Annotated in this window: 22 protein-coding genes; 10 read left to right on the top strand and 12 right to left on the bottom strand. The window is 69.6% G+C overall.

Going from position 1 to position 18,887, the window contains the following annotated elements:
- Positions 1-57: 57 nt before the first annotated feature.
- The 6 genes from LXT12_RS24045 to LXT12_RS24070 all read right to left on the bottom strand — a co-directional run bounded on the left by LXT12_RS24045 (position 58) and on the right by LXT12_RS24070 (position 5,659).
- Positions 58-645 (bottom strand): RBBP9/YdeN family alpha/beta hydrolase, encoded by a 588-nt coding sequence (locus LXT12_RS24045; protein WP_233394840.1) that lies wholly within the window; start codon positions 643-645, stop codon positions 58-60.
- 13 nt (positions 646-658) lie between these two features.
- Complete coding sequence (locus LXT12_RS24050; RefSeq protein WP_233394841.1) at positions 659-877, bottom strand: TOBE domain-containing protein; 219 nt, start codon at positions 875-877, stop codon at positions 659-661.
- A gap of 816 nt (positions 878-1,693) precedes the next feature.
- Positions 1,694-2,746: a sulfate/molybdate ABC transporter ATP-binding protein gene (locus LXT12_RS24055; RefSeq protein WP_233394863.1), complete on the bottom strand. Its 1,053-nt coding sequence runs from the start codon at positions 2,744-2,746 to the stop codon at positions 1,694-1,696.
- The gene (gene cysW, locus LXT12_RS24060; RefSeq protein ID WP_233394842.1) at positions 2,746-3,621 is read right to left on the bottom strand and encodes a sulfate ABC transporter permease subunit CysW; all 876 of its coding nucleotides are present in this window, start codon (positions 3,619-3,621) and stop codon (positions 2,746-2,748) included. Before cysW ends, LXT12_RS24055 begins: the two co-directional genes overlap by 1 nt.
- Positions 3,618-4,484: a sulfate ABC transporter permease subunit CysT gene (cysT, locus tag LXT12_RS24065; protein ID WP_233394843.1), complete on the bottom strand. Its 867-nt coding sequence runs from the start codon at positions 4,482-4,484 to the stop codon at positions 3,618-3,620. Before cysT ends, cysW begins: the two co-directional genes overlap by 4 nt.
- 164 nt (positions 4,485-4,648) lie before the next feature.
- A complete protein-coding gene (locus LXT12_RS24070) occupies positions 4,649-5,659 on the bottom strand; it encodes a sulfate ABC transporter substrate-binding protein (RefSeq protein ID WP_233394844.1) in 1,011 nt (336 codons plus the stop codon).
- 128 nt (positions 5,660-5,787) lie between these two features.
- Between LXT12_RS24070 and LXT12_RS24075 the strand changes: the two genes are divergently transcribed.
- Together LXT12_RS24075 and LXT12_RS24080 are read left to right on the top strand one after the other, a co-directional pair.
- Complete coding sequence (locus LXT12_RS24075; protein WP_233394864.1) at positions 5,788-6,951, top strand: sensor histidine kinase; 1,164 nt, start codon at positions 5,788-5,790, stop codon at positions 6,949-6,951.
- Complete coding sequence (locus LXT12_RS24080; RefSeq protein ID WP_233394845.1) at positions 6,948-7,604, top strand: response regulator; 657 nt, start codon at positions 6,948-6,950, stop codon at positions 7,602-7,604. Before LXT12_RS24075 ends, LXT12_RS24080 begins: the two co-directional genes overlap by 4 nt.
- Before the next feature lie 94 nt (positions 7,605-7,698).
- On the opposite strand, the gene LXT12_RS24085 is transcribed toward LXT12_RS24080, so the two are convergent.
- Positions 7,699-8,862 carry an NF038122 family metalloprotease gene (locus LXT12_RS24085; RefSeq protein ID WP_233394846.1) on the bottom strand — a complete coding sequence of 388 codons (1,164 nt, stop codon included), beginning with the start codon at positions 8,860-8,862 and terminating at the stop codon, positions 7,699-7,701.
- 262 nt (positions 8,863-9,124) lie between these two features.
- Here LXT12_RS24085 and LXT12_RS24090 point away from each other — a divergent pair, with 262 nt between their 5' ends.
- From LXT12_RS24090 to LXT12_RS24110, 5 genes are all read left to right on the top strand, one after another.
- Complete coding sequence (locus LXT12_RS24090; RefSeq protein ID WP_233394847.1) at positions 9,125-10,504, top strand: CmpA/NrtA family ABC transporter substrate-binding protein; 1,380 nt, start codon at positions 9,125-9,127, stop codon at positions 10,502-10,504.
- Between the two features lie 152 nt (positions 10,505-10,656).
- Entirely contained in the window at positions 10,657-11,532 is an 876-nt protein-coding gene (ntrB, locus tag LXT12_RS24095; protein WP_233394848.1) for a nitrate ABC transporter permease, read from the top strand.
- Positions 11,533-11,664: 132 nt separating this feature from the next.
- On the top strand, positions 11,665-12,549 hold the full coding sequence (locus tag LXT12_RS24100; protein WP_233394849.1) for an ABC transporter ATP-binding protein: 885 nt from the start codon (positions 11,665-11,667) through the stop codon (positions 12,547-12,549).
- Positions 12,546-12,989, top strand: a complete 444-nt coding sequence (gene cynS / locus LXT12_RS24105) for a cyanase (RefSeq protein WP_233394850.1) — start codon at positions 12,546-12,548, stop codon at positions 12,987-12,989. Before LXT12_RS24100 ends, cynS begins: the two co-directional genes overlap by 4 nt.
- Complete coding sequence (locus tag LXT12_RS24110; RefSeq protein WP_233394851.1) at positions 12,989-13,456, top strand: nuclear transport factor 2 family protein; 468 nt, start codon at positions 12,989-12,991, stop codon at positions 13,454-13,456. Before cynS ends, LXT12_RS24110 begins: the two co-directional genes overlap by 1 nt.
- Before the next feature lie 8 nt (positions 13,457-13,464).
- On the opposite strand, the gene LXT12_RS24115 is transcribed toward LXT12_RS24110, so the two are convergent.
- The 4 genes from LXT12_RS24115 to modB are packed head-to-tail and all read right to left on the bottom strand — an operon-like array spanning position 13,465 to position 16,389.
- Positions 13,465-14,262, bottom strand: coding sequence for a TOBE domain-containing protein (locus tag LXT12_RS24115; protein WP_233394852.1), 798 nt, complete (start codon positions 14,260-14,262; stop codon positions 13,465-13,467).
- Positions 14,259-14,969 (bottom strand): ATP-binding cassette domain-containing protein, encoded by a 711-nt coding sequence (locus tag LXT12_RS24120; RefSeq protein ID WP_233394853.1) that lies wholly within the window; start codon positions 14,967-14,969, stop codon positions 14,259-14,261. The genes LXT12_RS24115 and LXT12_RS24120 overlap by 4 nt, the downstream gene beginning before the upstream one ends.
- A complete protein-coding gene (modA, locus tag LXT12_RS24125) occupies positions 14,966-15,709 on the bottom strand; it encodes a molybdate ABC transporter substrate-binding protein (protein WP_233394854.1) in 744 nt (247 codons plus the stop codon). Before modA ends, LXT12_RS24120 begins: the two co-directional genes overlap by 4 nt.
- Positions 15,706-16,389 (bottom strand): molybdate ABC transporter permease subunit, encoded by a 684-nt coding sequence (gene modB / locus LXT12_RS24130; RefSeq protein WP_233394855.1) that lies wholly within the window; start codon positions 16,387-16,389, stop codon positions 15,706-15,708. Before modB ends, modA begins: the two co-directional genes overlap by 4 nt.
- A gap of 83 nt (positions 16,390-16,472) precedes the next feature.
- Between modB and LXT12_RS24135 the strand changes: the two genes are divergently transcribed.
- The 3 genes from LXT12_RS24135 (at position 16,473) to LXT12_RS24145 (ending at position 18,472) form a co-directional block, all read left to right on the top strand.
- A complete protein-coding gene (locus tag LXT12_RS24135; protein WP_233394856.1) occupies positions 16,473-17,411 on the top strand; it encodes a VTT domain-containing protein in 939 nt (312 codons plus the stop codon).
- Positions 17,412-17,503: 92 nt separating this feature from the next.
- Positions 17,504-17,680 carry a hypothetical protein gene (locus LXT12_RS24140; protein WP_233394857.1) on the top strand — a complete coding sequence of 59 codons (177 nt, stop codon included), beginning with the start codon at positions 17,504-17,506 and terminating at the stop codon, positions 17,678-17,680.
- Between the two features lie 102 nt (positions 17,681-17,782).
- A complete protein-coding gene (locus LXT12_RS24145) occupies positions 17,783-18,472 on the top strand; it encodes a VIT1/CCC1 transporter family protein (protein ID WP_233394858.1) in 690 nt (229 codons plus the stop codon).
- A 32-nt stretch (positions 18,473-18,504) separates the two neighbouring features.
- Here the strand turns inward: LXT12_RS24145 and LXT12_RS24150 are convergent, their stop codons facing one another.
- On the bottom strand, positions 18,505-18,756 hold the full coding sequence (locus LXT12_RS24150; RefSeq protein ID WP_233394859.1) for a hypothetical protein: 252 nt from the start codon (positions 18,754-18,756) through the stop codon (positions 18,505-18,507).
- Positions 18,757-18,887 lie beyond the last annotated feature (131 nt).

Here is an 18,887-nt window from a genome sequence, read left to right on the forward strand (position 1 = left end):
ATGGCTGTCGTCGAACGATTCGCCATATCGTTATGCGGTCCGCGCTGGAGCCTCGCCTCAGACGGCGAAGGCCCATTCGCGGAACTCCGCGTGGCGCGGTCGCTGTTCGGCAGCGGCGCGGGCGCGTGCGGCGTCGACCCAGCTCTTGGCCAGGGGGAAGGGGCCGAAGCCGGCCTCGGCGTTGATGTGGCCGACCGGGCCGAGGTTGCTGTAGCTGGCGCCCCAACGATGCGCCCAACGCGCCGCGCTGGCGGCGCTCATCCACGGGTCGGTGCTGCTGGCGACGAGGCGGCTGCGACGCGGCAGGCGGTGGTGGGGCAGGGACTCGGCGAGGCCGAACTTGTCGGGCTCGGCGGGCGCAACGAAGAGGGCCTCGCGGATGGGCGAGCCGGGCTGGTCGGCGAGGTGGCGGGCCAGGGCCAGGCAGCCGAAGCTGTGGGCGACGGCCAGCCACTCGCCGTCGCCCGCGACCTCCAGCGTGCGCTGGATGCGCTCGGCCCAGCGCTCCAGTTCGGGGCGGCTGGGGTCGCGCTGCGTGACGCGGCGGGCGTCCCGGTACTGGGCCTGCAGCCAGGTCTGCCAATGCGCCGGGCCGCTGTCGTTCAGGCCGGGGATGATGAGGAGGCGCGGGGCTCGGTAGGTCATGGCCTGGCCTGCGTCACAGCGTGGCGAGCGAGACTTCGGTGGACTTGACGAGGGCCACCACCTCGCGGCCGACCTCCAGGCCGAGGTCCTTGACCGATCGGGTCGTGATGACGGAGGTGACGATGTCGCCGCTGCGGGTCACGACGTCGACTTCGGAGACGACGGGGCCTTCGATGATCTCCTTGATGGTGCCGCGGAACTGGTTGCGGACGTTGATGGCGGTGATGGTCATGGAGCGCTCCTGGTGGCTGAGCGCCCAGTGTGGGTGGGAAGGGCGGGGTGGGGAAGGAAGGAAAGTGAGGGAGGGCATGCGCGTTCCGCCGTTTGAACGTTTGGGCGGGTGGCTCTTGCTTGGAGCCTTTCGACTCGGTGCACCGCCGCGGGAATCCTGCCTTGCCGCTTGCAAGCGGCAAGTCCTTCGCCAGGCACAAGGCAGCCCGCAGTGGGCTGCCTTGTGTCCGGGCTCAGCCCCGCGAGGGCGGGTAACTTTCTTCTGTCGGCGCCAGAAGAAAGTCACCAAAGAAGAGGCGCCTTAAAGCGAGCATCCCAGCGCGCTTGAGGCTCAGCCCGGGCAACAGGCGACCCGCTGCGCTCTCGCCGCTGTCCTTGTGACGAGCCCGATGCCTCCACCGTCCGTGCGCCTAACGTCGGCTGCACGCCGAACTCACGAGTTGAATGCAAGCGCCGCTCGGGCGGCGCGTCGGCGCATGTGGTGCGTTCATTGGTGAGCCCGGCGTGCAGCCGGCGTTAGGCGGCGTGAAGGTCCCGATGTGTGGTGCTCGGCATAGGGACAGCGGCGAGAGCGCAGCGGGTCGCCTCTCGGCGCTTCTTGGCGTTCAACGCATCAGGGCGCTGGATTTAGAGCGCCTCTTCTTTGGTGACTTTCTTCTGGCGCTGACAGAAGAAAGTTACCCGCCCTCGCGGGGCGGATTCCCGCGGCGGTGCAGAGAGTGGCAAAGGCTCGATGCAAAAGCCACCCGACCCGACCCAACAAACGCACCGAGTCGAAAGATCCCAGGCAAGAGCTACCAACCAAGCGAGAGGCCTCTCAAATCCCCGCCCCCGCCTCGAACAGGCTCAGCCGCTGGGCGCTCAGCCTGACCCGCTGGCCGCCCTGCAGGCGCAGGGCCTCGGCCTGGTCGCGGGTCAGTTCGGCCTCCAGCGGCTCCCCGTCCGGCCCGATCAGCTCGACCCGCGCGCTCGCACCGAAAGCCAGCACGCGCTCCACCGTGGCCGCCAGGCCCGGTGCCGATTCGTCGGTCGTGATCTGTAGCTCGTGCGGCCGGGCGTAGGCCAGCACCTCGCCGCTGCCCTCGGCGCCGGGCAGCTGGTGCTCGCCCATGTGCAGCACACCCCCGTGCGCGCGGCCGACGAAGCGGTTGGCCGCACCGAGGAAGCCGTAGACGAAGGGTGTGGCGGGGCGCTCGTAGACCTCCTGCGGCGTGCCGACCTGCTCGACGCGGCCATGGTCCATCAGCACGATGCGGTCGGCGACTTCGAGGGCCTCGTCCTGGTCGTGCGTGACGAAGATGCTGGTGATGTGCAGCTCGTCGTGCAGCCGGCGCAGCCAGCGGCGCAGCTCCTTGCGGACCTTGGCGTCCAGCGCACCGAAGGGTTCGTCCAGCAGCAGCACGCGCGGCTCGACGGCGAGCGCCCGGGCCAGGGCGATGCGCTGGCGCTGGCCGCCGGAGAGCTGCGGCGGGTAGCGGTCGGCCAGCCAGTCCAGCTGCACGAGCTGGAGCAGCTCCATGACGCGCTTGCGGATGTCGGCCTCGTTCGGGCGCTGCTTGCGGGGCTTCACGCGCAGGCCGAAGGCGACGTTGTCGAACACCGTCATGTGGCGGAAGAGGGCGTAGTGCTGGAAGACGAAGCCCACCTGGCGCTCGCGCACGTGGGTGCTGGAGGCGTCCTGGCCGTCGAGCAGCACGCGGCCACGGTCGGCCTGCTCCAGGCCCGCGATGATGCGCAGCAGCGTCGTCTTGCCGCAGCCCGAGGGGCCCAGCAGCGCGACCAGCTCGCCGCGCGGGAAGCCCAGCGACACGTCGCCCAGCGCCGTGAAGCCGCCGAAGCTCTTGTGGATGTTCTCGACCTTGATGCCCATCATTTGTCCTTGCTCGACTGGCCGGCACGCCACTCGACGATTTGCTTGAGCACCAGGGTCACCAGCGCCAGCAGGGCCAGCACCGAGGCCACCGCGAAGGCCGCGGCGAACTGGTACTCGTTGTAGAGGATCTCGACCTGCAGCGGCAGCGTGTTGGTCAGCCCGCGCACATGGCCGGAGACGACCGACACCGCGCCGAACTCGCCCATGGCGCGGGCGTTGCAGAGGATGACGCCGTAGAGCAGGCCCCACTTGATGTTGGGCAGGGTCACGCGGCGGAAGGTCTGCCAGCCACCGGCGCCCAGCACGGTGGCGGCCTCCTCCTCGTCGCGGCCCTGGGCCTGCATCAGCGGGATGAGCTCCCGCGCGACGAAGGGGAAGGTCACGAACACGGTCGCCAGCACGATGCCGGGCACGGCGAAGACGATCCTGACGTCGTGCTCCTGCAGCCAGGGACCCAGCCAGCCCTGGGCGCCGAAGAGCAGCACGTACATCAGGCCGGCGACGACGGGGGACACCGAGAACGGCAGATCGATGAAGGTGATGAGGATCTGTTTGCCGCGGAAGTCGTGCTTGGCGATGGCCCAGGCGGCGCTGACGCCGAACACGAGGTTCAGGGGCACGGCGATGGCCGCCGCCAGCAGCGTGAGCTTGATGGCCGAGACGGTCTCGGGGTCGGCCAGGGAGGCGAAGTACAGGTCCCAGCCCTTGCGCAGCGCTTCGGTGAACACGGCCACGAGCGGCAGCAGCAGGAAGAGGCCGAAGAATGTCAGCCCCAGGGCCAGCAGTAGCCAGCGCACGGCGCGCGACTCACGGGTGGCGGGGTTGGCCTGGTAATCGGGCCGGCTGCGCGAGACGGAAAGGGCCGTGCTCATCGCGCGCCCCTGCGGCTGCTCCAGGCCTGCAGCCCGTTGATGGCCAGCAGCAGCACAAAGCTGACCACCAGCATGACGGCCGCGATGGCCGTGGCGCCGACGTAGTCGTACTGCTCCAGCTTGGAGATGATCATCAGCGGCGTGATCTCGCTGACCAGCGGAATGTTGCCGGCGATGAAGATGACCGAACCGTACTCGCCCACCGCACGGGCGAAGGCGAGGGCGAAGCCGGTCAGCAGGGCGGGCAGCAGCGTGGGCAGCACGACGAGGCGGAAGGTCTGCCAGCGTTGGGCGCCCAGGGAGGCCGCGGCTTCTTCGAGTTCGGTCTCCATGTCCTCCAGCACCGGCTGCACGGTGCGCACGATGAAGGGCAGGCCGATGAAGATCAGCGCGAGCAGCACGCCCAGCGGCGTGAAGGCGATCTTGGCGCCGCCCTCGCCGAACAGAGGTGCCAGCGCGCCGCCCGGCGCGAACAGTGAGCCCACCCAGCCGTTGGGCGCGTAGAGCGCTGTCAGCGCGATGCCGGCGACGGCCGTGGGCAGGGCGAAGGGCAGGTCGATGAGGGCGTCGACGAGCTTGCGGCCGGGGAAGTCGTAGCGCACCAGGCACCAGGCGAGGATCAGGCCGAAGAAGAGGTTGATGAAGGCCGCGATCAGCGAGGCGCCGAAGCTCAAGCGGTAGGAGGCCATCACGCGCGGCGATGTGGCGGCAGTCCAGAAGGCGTCGAAGCCATGGCCCGAGGACTTCAGGAAGACCGCGGCCAGCGGCACCAGGACGATCAGCGACAGATAGAAGAGCGTGAAGCCCAGCGTCGGCGCAAAGCCGGGCAGCACGCGGCGGCGTGCCATTGAGAGCAGAACCATGTCAGTTTTGTTCATGTTTTGCGGGCTGAGCGCCGGGCCGCTCCCAAGCCGGCCCGCGTTGGCGATGTGCTTGCGGCTCGATGCCGCAAGCATCGCCGTCCCCTCGGGGGACCGACCAGGCGCGCCCGCGTTCAGCGAGGCGCGACTGGGCGAAGGGCACTCTTTCAGCGCTTGATGCCGGCCATGACCTGGTCGAAGGTGCCGCCGTCGGCGAAGTGGATCTTGCTGACCTTGGCCCAGCCGCCGAAGGTCTGGTCGACGGTGAAGAGCTTGATGTTGGCGAAGCGCTGGGCGTGCTTCTTGAACACGGCCGCATCGCGCGGGCGGAAGTTGTTCCTGGCGATGATCTCCTGGGCCTCGGGGGTCCAGTGGAAGTCGAGGTAGGCCTTGGCCAGGGCGGTGGTGCCGTGCTTGGCCGCGACCTTGTCGACCAGGGCCACGGGCGCTTCGGTCTCGATGGACAGATGGGGATTGACCTGCTCGAACTGGCCCTTGCCGAACTCGTTCTCGATGAGCTCGACCTCGGCCTCGAAGGTCACGAGCACGTCGCCGATGCCGCGCTGGGTGAAGGTGGTGGTGGCGCCACGGCCCCCGCCGTCCAGCACCGGCACGTTGGTGAAGATCTTGGTGACGAGTTCCCTGGCCTGCGCCTCGCTGCCGCCGGCGGCGATGACGCTGCCCCAGGCGGCCAGGTAGCCGTAGCGCCCGTTGCCCGTGACCTTGGGGTTGGGGATGATGACCTGCACGCCGGGTCGGGCCAGGTCGCTCCAGTCCTTGATGCCCTTGGGGTTGCCCTTGCGGACCAGGAAGGTCATGGTCGACGAATAGGGCGCCGCGTTGTTCGGGAAGCGGCTGCGCCAGTCGGCGGGCGTGAGGCCGCTGCTGGCGAGCTGGTCCACGTCGGTGGCCTGGTTCATCGTGACGACGTCGGCCTCCAGGCCGCCGATGACGGCGCCGATCTGCTTGCTGGAGCCACCATGGCTCTGGTTGACCGTGACGGCCTGGCCCTTGGCTTTCTGCGCGGCGACGAAGGCCGGGTTGATCTGCTTGTAGAGCTCGCGGGCCACGTCGTAGGAGACGTTGAGCAGGGCCGGATCGGCCGCCAGGGCGGGCAGGGAGGCGGAGGAGGCGATCAGCGCCAGCAGGGCGCGGCGGGTGGGCAGAAAAGAGGGCATGGCGGGGCCGTCGAATGAACGAAAGCCGAGAGGGTGCCCGAACTCGCTTATTCGCCAAACGACTGTTTGCTTATTTCCTTATTCGACATGCACCAAAGCGTGGCATGGGCCTTGCTCTCCTCATGAACATGCCGTTTGCCCAGGACACGCTCGCCAGCCCGCCGGCCGCCTCGGAAGCCGCCACGCGCCGCCTGGCGCTGCTGCTGGAAAGCACCGGCGAGGGCATTTTCGGCATCGATATGGACGGCCGCTGCACCTTCGTGAACCGCGCCGCCTGCGAGACCCTGGGGTGGCGCACCGAAGACGTGCTGGGCCGGAACATGCACGAGTTGATCCACCACTCGCGCGAAACCGGCGCCCATTACCCGGAATGCGACTGTCCCATCTTCAACGCCTTCCGCCGCGGCGAGCCCTGCCGCATCGACGACGAGGTGCTGTGGCGGGCCGACGGCAGCCCCTTCCCGGCCGAGTATTCCAGCTACCCCGTCATCGAGGGCGGGGCGGTGCAGGGGGCCGTCGTCACCTTCGTCGACATCTCCGCCCGCCGCCGCGCCGAGGCGCTGCTGCGTGCCAGCCATGACCAGCTCGAGCAGCGCGTCGCCGAGCGCACGGCCGAGTTGCGCGAGCTGGCCCACCACCTGGAGGCCATGCGCGAGACCGAGCGCAAGCGCATTGCCCGCGAGATCCACGACGAGCTCGGTTCGCTGCTGGTGGCGCTGAAGATGGACCTCGACTGGCTGGCGCGCCGCGTGGGCGACCCCGCCCTGCGCGAGCCCATGCTGGACAAATGCCAGCGCATGGGCGGCCTGGTGGACACGGCGGTGGATTCCGTCGGCCGCATCATCACGGACCTGCGCCCCAGCATCCTCGACCACCAGGGCCTGTGGGCGGCGCTGGAGTGGCAGGCCCAGGAGTTCCGGATGGCCGGCAGCGACGAGCGCCAGGTGGACTTCAAGATGCATGTCGCCGCCGACGTGGCGCCGCCGTCGGGCGGCCAGGCCATCGCGGTGTTCCGCATTTTCCAGGAGGTGCTGTCCAACATCGCCCGGCATGCACGGGCCGGCCATGTGGCCATCCGCATCGACGTGGACGCGCCGCCCGCGCCGGTGCTGTATCTGCAGGTGCGCGACGACGGCGTGGGTGCCGCGCCCGAGGCGCTGAACGACGCGCGCAGCTACGGCGTGCTGGGCATGCGCGAGCGCGCGGCGCATTTCGGCGGGCGCATCGGCATCGACAGCGCGCCGGGGCGGGGCACGACGGTCCGGCTCGCCATGCCGCTGGAATCCGCATGATCCGCGTACTCATCTGCGACGACCACCTCATCGTCCGCCAGGGCATCAAGCAGGTGCTGGCCGAGGCCGAGGACCTGTGCGTCGTCGGCGAGGCGGCCAACGGGCCGGATGCCATCCAGCAGGTGAGGGCGGGCCAGGTCGACGTGGTGCTGCTGGACATCGCCATGCCCCAGCGCGACGGGCTGGACATCCTGAAGGCGCTGAAGTCCGAATTCCCGCGCCTGCCGGTGCTGATGCTGTCCACCTACCCGGACCGTCAGTACGCCGTGCGCAGCCTCAAGCTCGGCGCGGCCGGCTACCTGAACAAGAGTGCGGACAGCGAGCAGATGATCGACGCCGTGCGCAGCGTCGCCCGCGGCAGGCTCTTCATCACGCCCAACGTCGCCGAGCAGCTCGCCGGCGCCATCGGCGCGGGCGGCCGGCCGGCGCAGGACGAGCAGCCCCTGCACGAGAAGCTGTCGCACCGTGAATATCAGGTCTTCCAGCTGCTGGCCGCCGGCCGTAGCGTCGGCGAGATCGCCGAGCAGCTGGTGCTGTCGCCCAACACGGTCTCCACCTACCGCGCCCGGGTGTTGGAGAAGATCGGCGTGCGCAACGACGTGGAGCTGGCGCTGTTCGCCGTGCGCATGGAGCAGTCGGCGGGTGCCGGTTGACAGGCCGTCAGCGGCCATCGGCGCTGCGGTCCAGTGAAAAACGCCCCGGTGCAGGCCTGCAACCGGGGCGAGCCGCCGAGGCGGTGGCCGAAGCTCAGGCTTGCTGCTTGCGACGGCGCGTGACCAGCCCGGCAGCGAACAAGGCCACCGCGGCCATCGACCAGCTCGCCGGCTCGGGGGTGGCGAACTGCTCGTAGATCTGCGCCGTGGTCAGCTCGTAGCGGGGGTTGGCCAGCACGTCGAAGTTCACGTTCCAGCCGATGGCATCGAAGGCAGCCAGGTCCAGCGCGGTGACCGAGTCCATCTTGCCGCCGCAGATGTAGGGGTTCATGACGCCGAGGAAGTCGTCGCAGGGCGTCGCCTGGTTGGGCTCCTTCCAGTGCGAGGCCTGGTTGCCGTCGCCGGTGGTCTCGCCCGTCGAGAAATAGCCGTTCCACAGGGACGTGGCGCCGCCGTCCACCGAGAAGTAGGACGGCTGGTTCGGTGCCCAGTTCAACTGGCCCGCGCCGCTGTAGCGGAACATGTCCAGGCCGTAGGCCCACCAGGCGTCATCGACCGGACCGGCGTAGCCATTGGCGTAGTCGAAGTCGTCTGCGCCGCTGACGAAGCCCAGCGCATGCCCGATCTCGTGGATGGCCACGCCGATGAAGTCGTAGCTGCCCGCCTGGATGCCATCCGTCGGGTTGAAGTCGAAGGCGAACTGGTTGGAAAACTGGATGGTGCCGTCGATGAAGCTGGGGCCGAAGTTGGCGCCCAGGGCCTTGGCGTTGGCCGTGGTCAGGGCCAGGGTGCTGTTGATGGCGTTGTCGGGCGCCAGCCGCGTGCCACCGGCGACGTCGATGCCGGTGCTCGTCGCTGGCGAGAGATAGGACGGCACCAGGGCGGACACGCCACCATTGCCATTCAGCGGCGACAGGTTGGCCACGGCCAGGCTGTCCAGCGCGCTGGTCTTGGTGGCGTTCAGTGCGTCGTAGTAGGCAGAGATCGGCACGAACTGGGCCAGGCTGGAGCCCGTCGAGCCAAGCACGCCGGTCGGCAGCCCGCCGTAGCCCACCTTCAGCTCGATCGTGGCGTTGTTGGTAAGCACCGATTCCCAATATTTCGCGGCGATCTTGAAGCCCAACTCGGCCTGCGTACCGGTCACCTGAGCGGCGCCGCCAATGTCGTGCAGCAGGATGGTGGCTGCACTGACGGGGGCAGCCAGGGAGACTGCCGCGGCCGACCCGAGGAGGATGGATTTGATTGCAGAGCTGACCATGGAACTTCTCTGTCGAAAAAATGGAAGCGCGGATGCTAGTGCCCAAGTTGCCGGTACTGGCGCGGCTGGCGCCCCTGCGAGACCCCCTGCTTGGGGGGCACTGTCGCGCGAGCGCCGCATGGCCACCGCCTCGCTCCGGGCAGGAGAGGCGCCGCCGGACTTTTCCTCGTAGGGCCAGCCCTACAAAAACTCGCCGCTCCCCACGATTCCGCGACGGCCCGCCGGTTCCTAGAGTCGCTCCCATCCCGTGATGGAGCACTCGATGACCCCCGATCCCTACGACGCCGACCGGCCCTTGCTGATGCGCTGCGCCTGCGGCCGGCATGACAGCCCCGCCGACCACGCCGCCGCCGAGCTGCGCGCCCGCAGCGAGACGGCGGACTTCGAGGCCGAGTCGGCCCGCTTCGTCGAGGCGGCCCTCGTGAAGGCGCTGTTTCCCGAGGACGCCTTGCGCCGCCGCTTCCTGAAGGCCGTGGGCCGCCGCACGGCGATGGCCGCCATCTCCAGCCTGCTGCCGGTCGCCGCGCTGCAGGCCATGGCCCAGGACAAGGGAGGGTTGGAGAAGAAGGACCTCAGGATCGGCTTCATCCCCATCACCTGCGCCACGCCGCTGATCATGGCCCACCCGCTGGGCTTCTACGCCAAGCAGGGGCTGAACGTGGAGGTCGTGAAGACGGCGGGCTGGGCCCTGATCCGCGACAAGATGATCAACAAGGAGTACGACGCGACGCACTTCCTGTCGCCGATGCCGCTGGCCATCAGCCTGGGCCTGGGCTCGGTGGCCACGCCGATGAACGTCGCGACCATCCAGAACACCAACGGCCAGGCGATCACGCTGGCCGTCAAGCACAAGGACAAGCGCGATCCCAAGGACTGGAAGGGCTTCAAGTTCGCCGTGCCCTTCGAGTACTCGATGCACAACTTCCTGCTGCGCTACTACGTGGCGGAAGCGGGGCTGGACCCGGACCGCGACATCCAGATCCGCGTCGTGCCGCCGCCGGAGATGGTGGCCAACCTGCGCGCCGGCAACATCGACGGCTTCCTCGGCCCCGACCCCTTCAACCAGCGTGCGGTGTTCGAGGAGGTGGGCTTCATCCACCTGCTGACCAAGGAGCTGTGGGACGGCCACCCCTGCTGTGCCTTCGGCACCAGCACCGAGTTCATCCAGAAGCATCCCAACACCTTCATCGCCCTGTACCGCGCCGTGCTGACCGCCGCCGCCATGGCGCGCGAGGCCAGGAACCGTGAGCTGATCGCCAAGGTCATCGCGCCGCAGGCCTACCTGAACCAGCCGGAGACCGTCGTCGCCCAGGTGCTGACCGGCAAGTTCGCCGATGGCCTCGGCAATGTGAAGGTCGTGCCCGACCGCGCCGACTTCAATCCCATTCCCTGGCAGAGCATGGCCGTCTGGATGCTGAGCCAGATGAAGCGCTGGGGCTATGTGAAGGGCGACGTGAACTACAGGCAGATCGCCGAGAAGGTCTTCCTGCTGACGGACGCCAGGAAGCAGATGAAGGCGCTGGACCTTGCGGTGCCGGACGACAAGGCTGGCGGCTATCCGAAGTTCAAGGTGATGGGCAAGGAGTTCGATCCGGCCAAGGCCGATGCCTATGTGTCGAGCTTCGCCATCAAACGGACGTGACATGAGCATTTGCTTGCCGCTACCGCCCATGAACAAAGCCACAGAGACACGGAGGCACAGAGGCGTCGAGATCGCGCCCGCACAGCCCGGTCTCTCTGTGTCTCTGTGTCTCTGTGGCTGTGTTTCCGGCCATTCGGGCAGAGGCCACTGATATGCAGAAATCACTCAACTTCCGCGCCGGCCTGCTGTCGCTGCTGCTGCTCGGCTGCCTGCTTGGCGTGTGGCATCTCGCCACGCTCGGTAGCGCGCCCGCGCCCCAGTCGGCGGTGGCGATGACGCCCGAGCAGATCGAGTACGCCAGGCTGATGGGCAAGCCCGTCGACGCGCCTGCGGCGGCGCCCGCCAAGAGCGGTTTTCCGACGCTGGCGCAGATGGGAAGCGTCGTCGTGCGCCACCTCTCTCATCCCTTCCACGACGCGGGGCCCAACGACAAGGGTATCGGCCTGCAGCTCGCCTACTCGCTGGGTCGCGTGGGCCTGGGCTATGTGCTGGCCGCGCTGGTCGCGATTCCGCTGGGCTTCGTCATCGGCATGAGCCCGCTGGCCTCCCGCGCGCTGGACCCCTTCATCCAGGTCCTGAAGCCCATCTCCCCGCTGGCCTGGATGCCGCTGGCCCTCTACACGATCAAGGACTCGGCCGCGAGCGGCATCTTCGTCATCTTCATCTGCAGCCTGTGGCCCATGCTGATCAACACGGCCTTCGGCGTGGCCGGCGTGCGGCGCGAGTGGCTGAACGTGGCGCGCACGCTGGAGGTGACGCCGCTGCGCCGCGCCTTCGAGGTCATCCTGCCGGCCGCGGCGCCCACCATCCTGACGGGCATGCGCATCAGCATGGGCATCGCCTGGCTGGTCATCGTGGCCGCCGAGATGCTGGTGGGCGGCACGGGCATCGGCTACTTCGTCTGGAACGAGTGGAACAACCTCAGCCTGCCCAACGTCATCTTCGCCATCCTCGTCATCGGCCTCGTGGGCATGGCGCTGGACCTCCTCTTTGCCCGCGCACAAAAAGCGGTGACCTATGCCGACTGATGTCCCACCCCCGAAGCGCCTGCGGCGCTCCCCCTCAAGGGGGCGCAGCCAGCGGCCCGGCAAAGCCGGTTCCGCGGCTGCCGCTGGATGTCCGGCCACCGTTGGCGAGCCGGTGAACACCGGGACTGCAACATGAGCAAGCCAGCATTGGTGACCGTTGAAGCGCTGGCCAAGCGCTACGGCGATGCGACCGTCTTCGACGGCGTCAACTTCACGCTGACCGAAGGCGAGTTCGTCTGCATCATCGGCCACAGCGGCTGCGGCAAGACGACCATCCTCAACGTGCTGGCCGGCCTGGAGCAGGCGAGCGACGGCCACGTCTTCATGGCCGGCCGCGAGGTGGTCGGGCCGGGGCTGGAGCGTGGTGTCGTGTTCCAGGGCCATGCGCTGATGCCGTGGCTGACCGTGCGCCAGAACATCGCGTTCGCAGTGAGGAGCAAATGGCCGGACTGGAAGCGTGCCGAGGTGGACGCCCAGGTGGAGAAATACGTCGCCCTTGTCGGCCTGACGCCGGCGCTCGACAAGCAGCCCGCCCAGCTCTCGGGCGGCATGAAGCAGCGCGTCGGCATCGCGCGCGCCTTCGCCATCGAGCCGCGCATGCTGCTGCTGGACGAGCCTTTCGGCGCGCTGGATGCGTTGACGCGCGGCACCATCCAGGACGAGCTGCTGAAGATCTGCGCCGCCACGCGCCAGACCGTCTTCATGATCACGCACGACGTGGACGAGGCCATCCTGCTGGCCGACCGCATCCTGCTGATGGCCAACGGCCCGCAGGCGCGCGTGGCGGAGATCGTCGTCAACACCATGCCACGGGACCGCCAGCGCGCTTCGCTGCACCACGACCCCCAGTACTACCGCATCCGCAACCACCTCGTCGACTTCCTCGTCGAGCGCAGTGCCGCGCTGTCCCACGGCCGTGCGCCCCAGCACCCGCCGGAGGTGAGGCCCGGCCTCGCGCCGAGCGCCGAAGTCATCCCTCTCGAATCCCTTCCCGCCCCACTCAGGAGCCAAGCATGAGCCGCCTCGAAGTCACCGAAAAGATCATCGCCACCAAGGTGGCCAAAGGCATCAAATGGGCCGACGTGGCCCGCGAGATCGGCCTCAGCAAGGAATGGGTCACCGCCGGCTGCCTGGGCCAGATGACCTTCAACGACGAGCAGGCCGGCAAGCTGGCCAGGCTCTTCGACCTGACCGAGGCCGAGACGCAATGGCTCAAGGTCGTGCCCTACAAGGGCAGCCTGCCGACCTCCGTGCCGACCGACCCGCTGATCTACCGCTTCTACGAGCTGATCAGCGTCTACGGCACCACCTTCAAGGAGCTGATCCACGAGGAGTTCGGCGACGGCATCATGAGCGCCATCGACTTCAAGATGGACCTGCAGCGCGAGCCCCACGCGGCCGGCGACCGCGTGAGCATCGTCATGAGCGGCAAGTTCCTCCCCTACAAGACCTACTGATGGCGACCAAACCGCCGCTGCCGCCGTTCACGCCCGAGACGGCGGCGCTGAAGGTGCGCCTCGCCGAAGACGCCTGGAACAGCCGCGACCCCGACCGGGTCGTCGGCGTCTACACGGACGACACGGTCTGGCGCAACCGTGCGGAGTTCCCGGTCGGCCGCGAGCAGGTGCACGGCTTCCTCGTGCGCAAATGGGCGAGGGAGCTGGACTACCGGCTCATCAAGGAGCTGTGGGCCTGCGCAGGCCATCGCATCGCGGTGCGCTTCGCCTACGAGTGGCGTGACGATTCGGGCCACTGGTACCGCAGCTACGGCAACGAGAACTGGGAGTTCACCGACGAGGGCCTGATGCGGCGGCGCTTCGCCAGCATCAACGACCTGCCCATCGCCGCGTCGGCGCGACTCTTCTTCTGGCCGCTGGGCCGCCGGCCGGACGACCATCCGGGCCTCGGCGAGCTGGGCCTTTAGGGCAGGCCCTAGCCGCGCACCGCCAGCATGACGGCATAGGCCTTGAACACGGCCGTCGCGGGCTGGCCGACGGCCAGGCCCAGGGCCTCGACGGCGTCGTTGGTGACGCTGGCGGTGACGGTGGAGCCGCCCGGCAGGGTCAGTACGACGAGGGAGGACACGGCGCCCCGCTGCACCCGCGACACCGTGCCCGCGAGCTGGTTGCGGGCCGAGAGGCGGTAGCCGCCGAAGTCGGTCACCAGCACCACCTCGCTGGCCTTGACCAGGGCCAGGGCGTCCTGGCCGAGATCGACACCGAGTTCCTCGGCGGCCAGGCTGGTCATGGAGGCGGTGATGTGAGTGCCGTCGTCCATGCCGATGCGCACGCTGGTGGTGACGGGGCCGGCCTGCACGTCGAGCACGCGGCCGGAGAACTGGTTGCGGGCGGTGGTCTTCATGGACATCCTCTTCAGCAGTTGTTGCAGTGCAGGCTGGCCGGCGAGCCAGGCCTCCTGTTCGCGCAGGAATCCGGCATGGCGGGCCTGCAATTCGCGCCAGGCCTGCAACAGCGCCTGGCCCTCGGCCGTCAGCCGCGTGCCGCCCCCGCCCGTGCCGCCCGTGGTCGTCTCGACGAGGGGGGCATGGGTGAGGGCGCCAGCGGCGTCCAGCACCAGCCAGGCGCCCTTGTAGCTGTAGCCGGCGGCGCGGGCGGCCTTCTGCAGCGAGCCGGTCAGGGCCAGGGCCGCGAGCAGGTCGAAGAAGCGGCCGTCGAGGCGGCCGGCCAGGCGCAGTTCACCCTGGAGCAGGGGCTGGTCGTGCGGCTTCACGGCCGGCCTTCGAGTGCGGCGCGCAGGCCGGGGTCATCGGCTCGCAGGCGCTGCCTCAACTGGCCGCCCTCGAGCAGGAAGACTTCGTCGGCCAGGGCCATGACGTCGTCGGGGTCGTGGCTGACGATGACGGCCGGGATGCCCAGCCGCCGGCGCAGCTCGCGCAGGTCGTCGCGCAGCTCGCGCCGCAGGCTGGTGTGCAGGGCCGCGAACGGTTCGTCCAGCAGCAGCAGGCTCGGGCGACGGGCCAGGGCGCGCGCGAGGGCCACGCGCTGCTGCTGGCCGCCGGACAGCGATGCGGGCCGGCTGCGCGCCATGGCCGCGAGGCCGAAGGCGTCGATCAGCTCGTCCACCCGCGCGGCATCCGCCGGCTGGAGGCGGCGGCGCCAGCTCGTCAGGCCGAAGGCGATGTTGTCGCGCACGCTGAGGTGGGGAAAGAGGGCGTACTGCTGGAAGAGGTAGCCCACGCCGCGCGATTCGGGCGGCAGGCAGACGCCCGTGGCGGTGTCCAGCAGCGTGCGGCCGTCCAGCTTCACATGACCCGCGTGCACGGGCAGCAGCCCGGCCATGGCCTGCAGCGTCAGCGACTTGCCGGCGCCCGAGGGGCCGTAGAGGGCGATGAAGGGCGCGTCGGTGGCGAAGGCGAGGTCGAGGTCGAAGCGGCGGCGCGCGTCGCTGACGGCGAGTTGAAGGCTGACGTCGATCAAGGCTTGCCGAAGCCGTAGCGGGCGAGGATGCCCTGGGCTTCGCCGCTGGCCAGGAAGGCGACGAAGTCGCGCGCCGCGGCGGGTTGCCGGCTGTCCGCCACGACGGCGGCCGGGTAGGTCACCGGCGCATGGCCGCCCACCGTCAGGACGATGCGCACCTTGTCCTTGGCGAGGGTGGCATCGGTGCGGTAGACGAGGCCGGCCTCGGCCTCGCCGCGGGAGACGTAGTCCAGCACCTGGCGCACGTTGTCGGCGAACACGAGCTTGGGCTGCAGGCCTGCCCAGAGCTGGGCGCCTTCGAGCGCCTGCCAGGCGTAGCGGCCTGCGGGCACCGAGGCGACCTTGCCGACGGCGATGCGCCTGACCTCGGGCCGCGCCAGGTCGGCGAGGGCGGCGATTGCCGGCGCGCCCTGGGCGGGGGTGACGAGGACGAGCGAGTTGCTGGCGAAGTCGCGCCGCGTGTCCGCCACCAGCAGCTTCTGCTCGACGCCGCGGTTCAGGGTCTCGGGGTCGGCGCTGGCGAAGACGTCCACCGGCGCGCCCTGGACGATCTGCTGCAGCAGCAGGCCCGAGGCGGCGAAGTTGAAGCGCAGCTGAATGCCCGGCCGGGCGGCCTCGAAGCGCGCGCCGATCTCCTTGAAGGCATCGGTCAGGCTGGCGGCGGCCGAGACGGTCAGCGTCTGGGCCGGCGCCAGCAGCGGCAGGGCCGCGAGGGAGAGGGTGAGCAGCAGGCGTTTCATGGCATGGGCCGTTGCAGGTAGCGGTTGGACAGCATGAGGATGGCCACCGAGACGGCGGACACGACGAGGGCGAGGGCCAGGGCCACGTCGTCACGGCCCGCCTGGACCGCGTCGTAGATGGCCATGGAGGCGGTCTGGGTCTGCCCGGGGATGGAGCCGGCCACCATCAGCGAGGCGCCGAACTCCCCCATCGCACGGGCGAAGGCCAGCAGCGTCCCGGAGAGGATGCCGGGCCAGGCCAGCGGCAGGGTCACGCGCAGGAAGCTGCTCCACGGCGACTGGCCCAGCGTGCGCGCCGCGGCTTCGAGCTGGCGGTCCACCTGGGCGAAGGCGCTGCTGGCGCCCTTGAGCACGAGGGGCAGGGCCACCAGGGCCGAGGCGACGACGGCGCCGTGCCAGCTGAAGACGATGGAGTAGTCGAAATGCTCGCGCAGCCAGCCGCCGAGGAGGCTGCGCCGCCCCATCAGCACCAGGATGCCGTAGCCCAGCACGGTGGGCGGCAGCACCAGCGGCAGCATGCAGACGGCCTCCAGCAGGCCGCGGCCCGGCAGCCGCGTGCGGGAGAAGACCCAGCCCAGCGCCGTGCCCAGCGCCAGCGCGACCAGGGTGGCGAGGCCGGCCACCCGCAGCGTCAGCATCAGCGGCGCGGCGTCGAACTGCGTCCAGAGCGGGGTCGTCATTGGCGTAATGTAATCAACTACATCGCGATGGCCCGGATGACCGCAGGGCCGGGCTGCCGACGCTATGCTGCCCGCCCAGCGCCATGGACCTGCTGACCCCGCTCTTCGCCCGCCACGGCCTCCTCGCCGTGGCCTTGGCCGTGCTGCTGGAGCAGCTGGGCGCTCCGCTGCCGTCCACGCCGGTGCTGCTGCTGGCGGGTGTCGAGTCGGCGGCGCGCGAGGGCTTCGCGCTGCGGTCCTTCGCCGCGGCTGCGCTGGCGGCCATGGCGGCCAACCTGCTGTGGTTCTGGGCCGGCCGGCGGCTGGGCCGGCGCGTGCTGGACACGCTCTGCCGCATCTCCATCTCGCCGGACAGCTGCGTGAGGCAGAACGAGGCCAGCTTCGCCCGCCGCGGCGTGCTCACCCTGGTCATCGCCAAGTTCGTGCCCGGCCTGTCCATCCTGGCGCCGCCGCTGGCCGGGGCCCTGGGCATGCGGTGGTCGCGCTTCGCGCTCTGGAACCTGCTGGGCTCGGCACTGTGGGCCGGCGTGGCCATCGGCGTGGGACGGGCCTTCCACGGCCAGATCGACACCCTGCTGCGCGCCCTCGGCCAGCTTGGCGGCGTCGCCCTCGCCCTGGCGCTGGCCGCACTGGCGCTGTACATCGGCTGGCGGCTGTGGCGCCGCCTGCGGGTGAGGCGCGAGCTGGACCGCTTCGAGCGCCTGGCCCCGGCGGAGGTGATGGCCCTGCTGGCCAGCAGCCCGCAGGACGTCGTCCTCGTCGACGTGCGGGCGACGTCGCCCGGGCTGCCGCTGGCGAGCCGCATCCCCGGCGCTCGTCACCTCGACCTGGGCGCCCTGGGCACATCCTCGCTGGAGGGCTGGCCGCCGGCCGGCCACTTCATCACCTACTGCGCCTGCCCCAACGACGCCTCCGCCGTGCGCGCCGCGCAGTGGCTGCGAGGGCAGGGCCGCCCGGCACGGGTGCTCAAGGGCGGCATCGACGCCTGGACCCAGGCGGGCCTGGCGCTGGAAAACGTTTGAAATCCGCTCGAAAGCGGTTGCAGGATGTGAGGGTTAACCCTAAAATCGGGTTTACCCTAGTGCGACATCAGGGCCACGAGCCCGCAACCATCATGAGCTTCATCCACAACCTCCTGCAGTCCATCCGCGCCGTGCTCGCCGTCGAGACCCAGAACGACGCCGACGAGCGCTTCCTCTCCGACGCCATCGACCACGCCGACCTGGAGCGCCGCATCGCCGTCCAGTCGCGCGCCTACATGACCATGGCCCCGCTGAACATCGGCCGCTGAGCCGCCGAACCGGCCCCCCGCCTTGAACGGCCCCGCGAGGGGCCGTTTGTCTTTTTGTGGCCGCGCCATACTCGCCGCCGACGCCCCACCTCCGCCGAGCCGATGAGACACGACGAAAGACACAGGACCCACCGCACCGGCTGGCTTCGGGCCGCCGTGCTCGGCGCCAACGACGGCATCGTCTCCACGGCCAGCCTCGTGCTCGGCGTGGCCGCCACGGGAGCTGGCGCCCAGGCCACCCTCGTCGCCGGCGTCGCCAGCCTCGTCGCCGGGGCCATGTCCATGGCGGCGGGCGAGTACGTGTCGGTCAGCTCGCAGGCCGACACCGAGAACGCCGACCTCGCCCGGGAAAAGACCGAACTGGCCGAGAACCCCCGGCAGGAGCATGCCGAGCTGACCGCCATCTACGTGAAGCGCGGCCTGGGCGAGAGCCTGGCGTCGGAGGTGGCCACGCAGTTGATGGCCCACGACGCCCTGGGCGCCCATGCGCGCGACGAACTCGGCATCTCCGACACCCTGGCCGCCCGGCCGGTGCAGGCCGCCCTCGCCTCGGCGGCGAGCTTCGCCGCGGGGGCCGCGCTGCCGCTGCTGGTGGTGCTGTTGCTGCCCGGTGCCGCCTTGATGTGGGGCGTGGCGGGCAATTCGCTGTTCTTCCTGGCCGCCCTCGGCCTGGTCGCCGCGCGCGCGGGCGGGGCTCCGTTGGGGGTGTCTGCCGTGCGTGTGACCTTCTGGGGCGCCCTGGCCATGGCGATCACGGCGGGCGTCGGGGCGCTCTTCGGCGTCGCAGCCTGAGCCGGCCGGAACACGGGCGGCCGAGCGGGGCTTCAGCGCTGCTGGCCCGACCAGCTCACCTCGTTGAGGAAGCTCACGTCCAGCCGCGCGGGCGATGGCCCTCGGTCGAGCAGGAAGACGCAGTCGCCGCGCGACTGCAGGATCTTGCCCATGGCCTGCGTCAGCGGCACCTCCACGACCGGCAGCCGCGGGTAGTCGGACGTGACTCGCACCAGGTTCTTGCCGATGCGCTTGACCGTCAACGTCACGCCGGTCCTGGACGACCCCTTGGAATCCGAGATCACGTCGCCGACGTAGTCGGCCCTGCAAAACGCCCGCAACCCGCATGAACACTGGTGATGCGGGGTGAATGCCGATGGTCAGAACTCCCAGAATCAAATTCAATGGCAATTGATTTCTGGGAGTTCTGGAGGGC

Source organism: Pelomonas caseinilytica (genome assembly GCF_021353235.1).
GTDB lineage: Bacteria > Pseudomonadota > Gammaproteobacteria > Burkholderiales > Burkholderiaceae_C > Pelomonas > Pelomonas caseinilytica.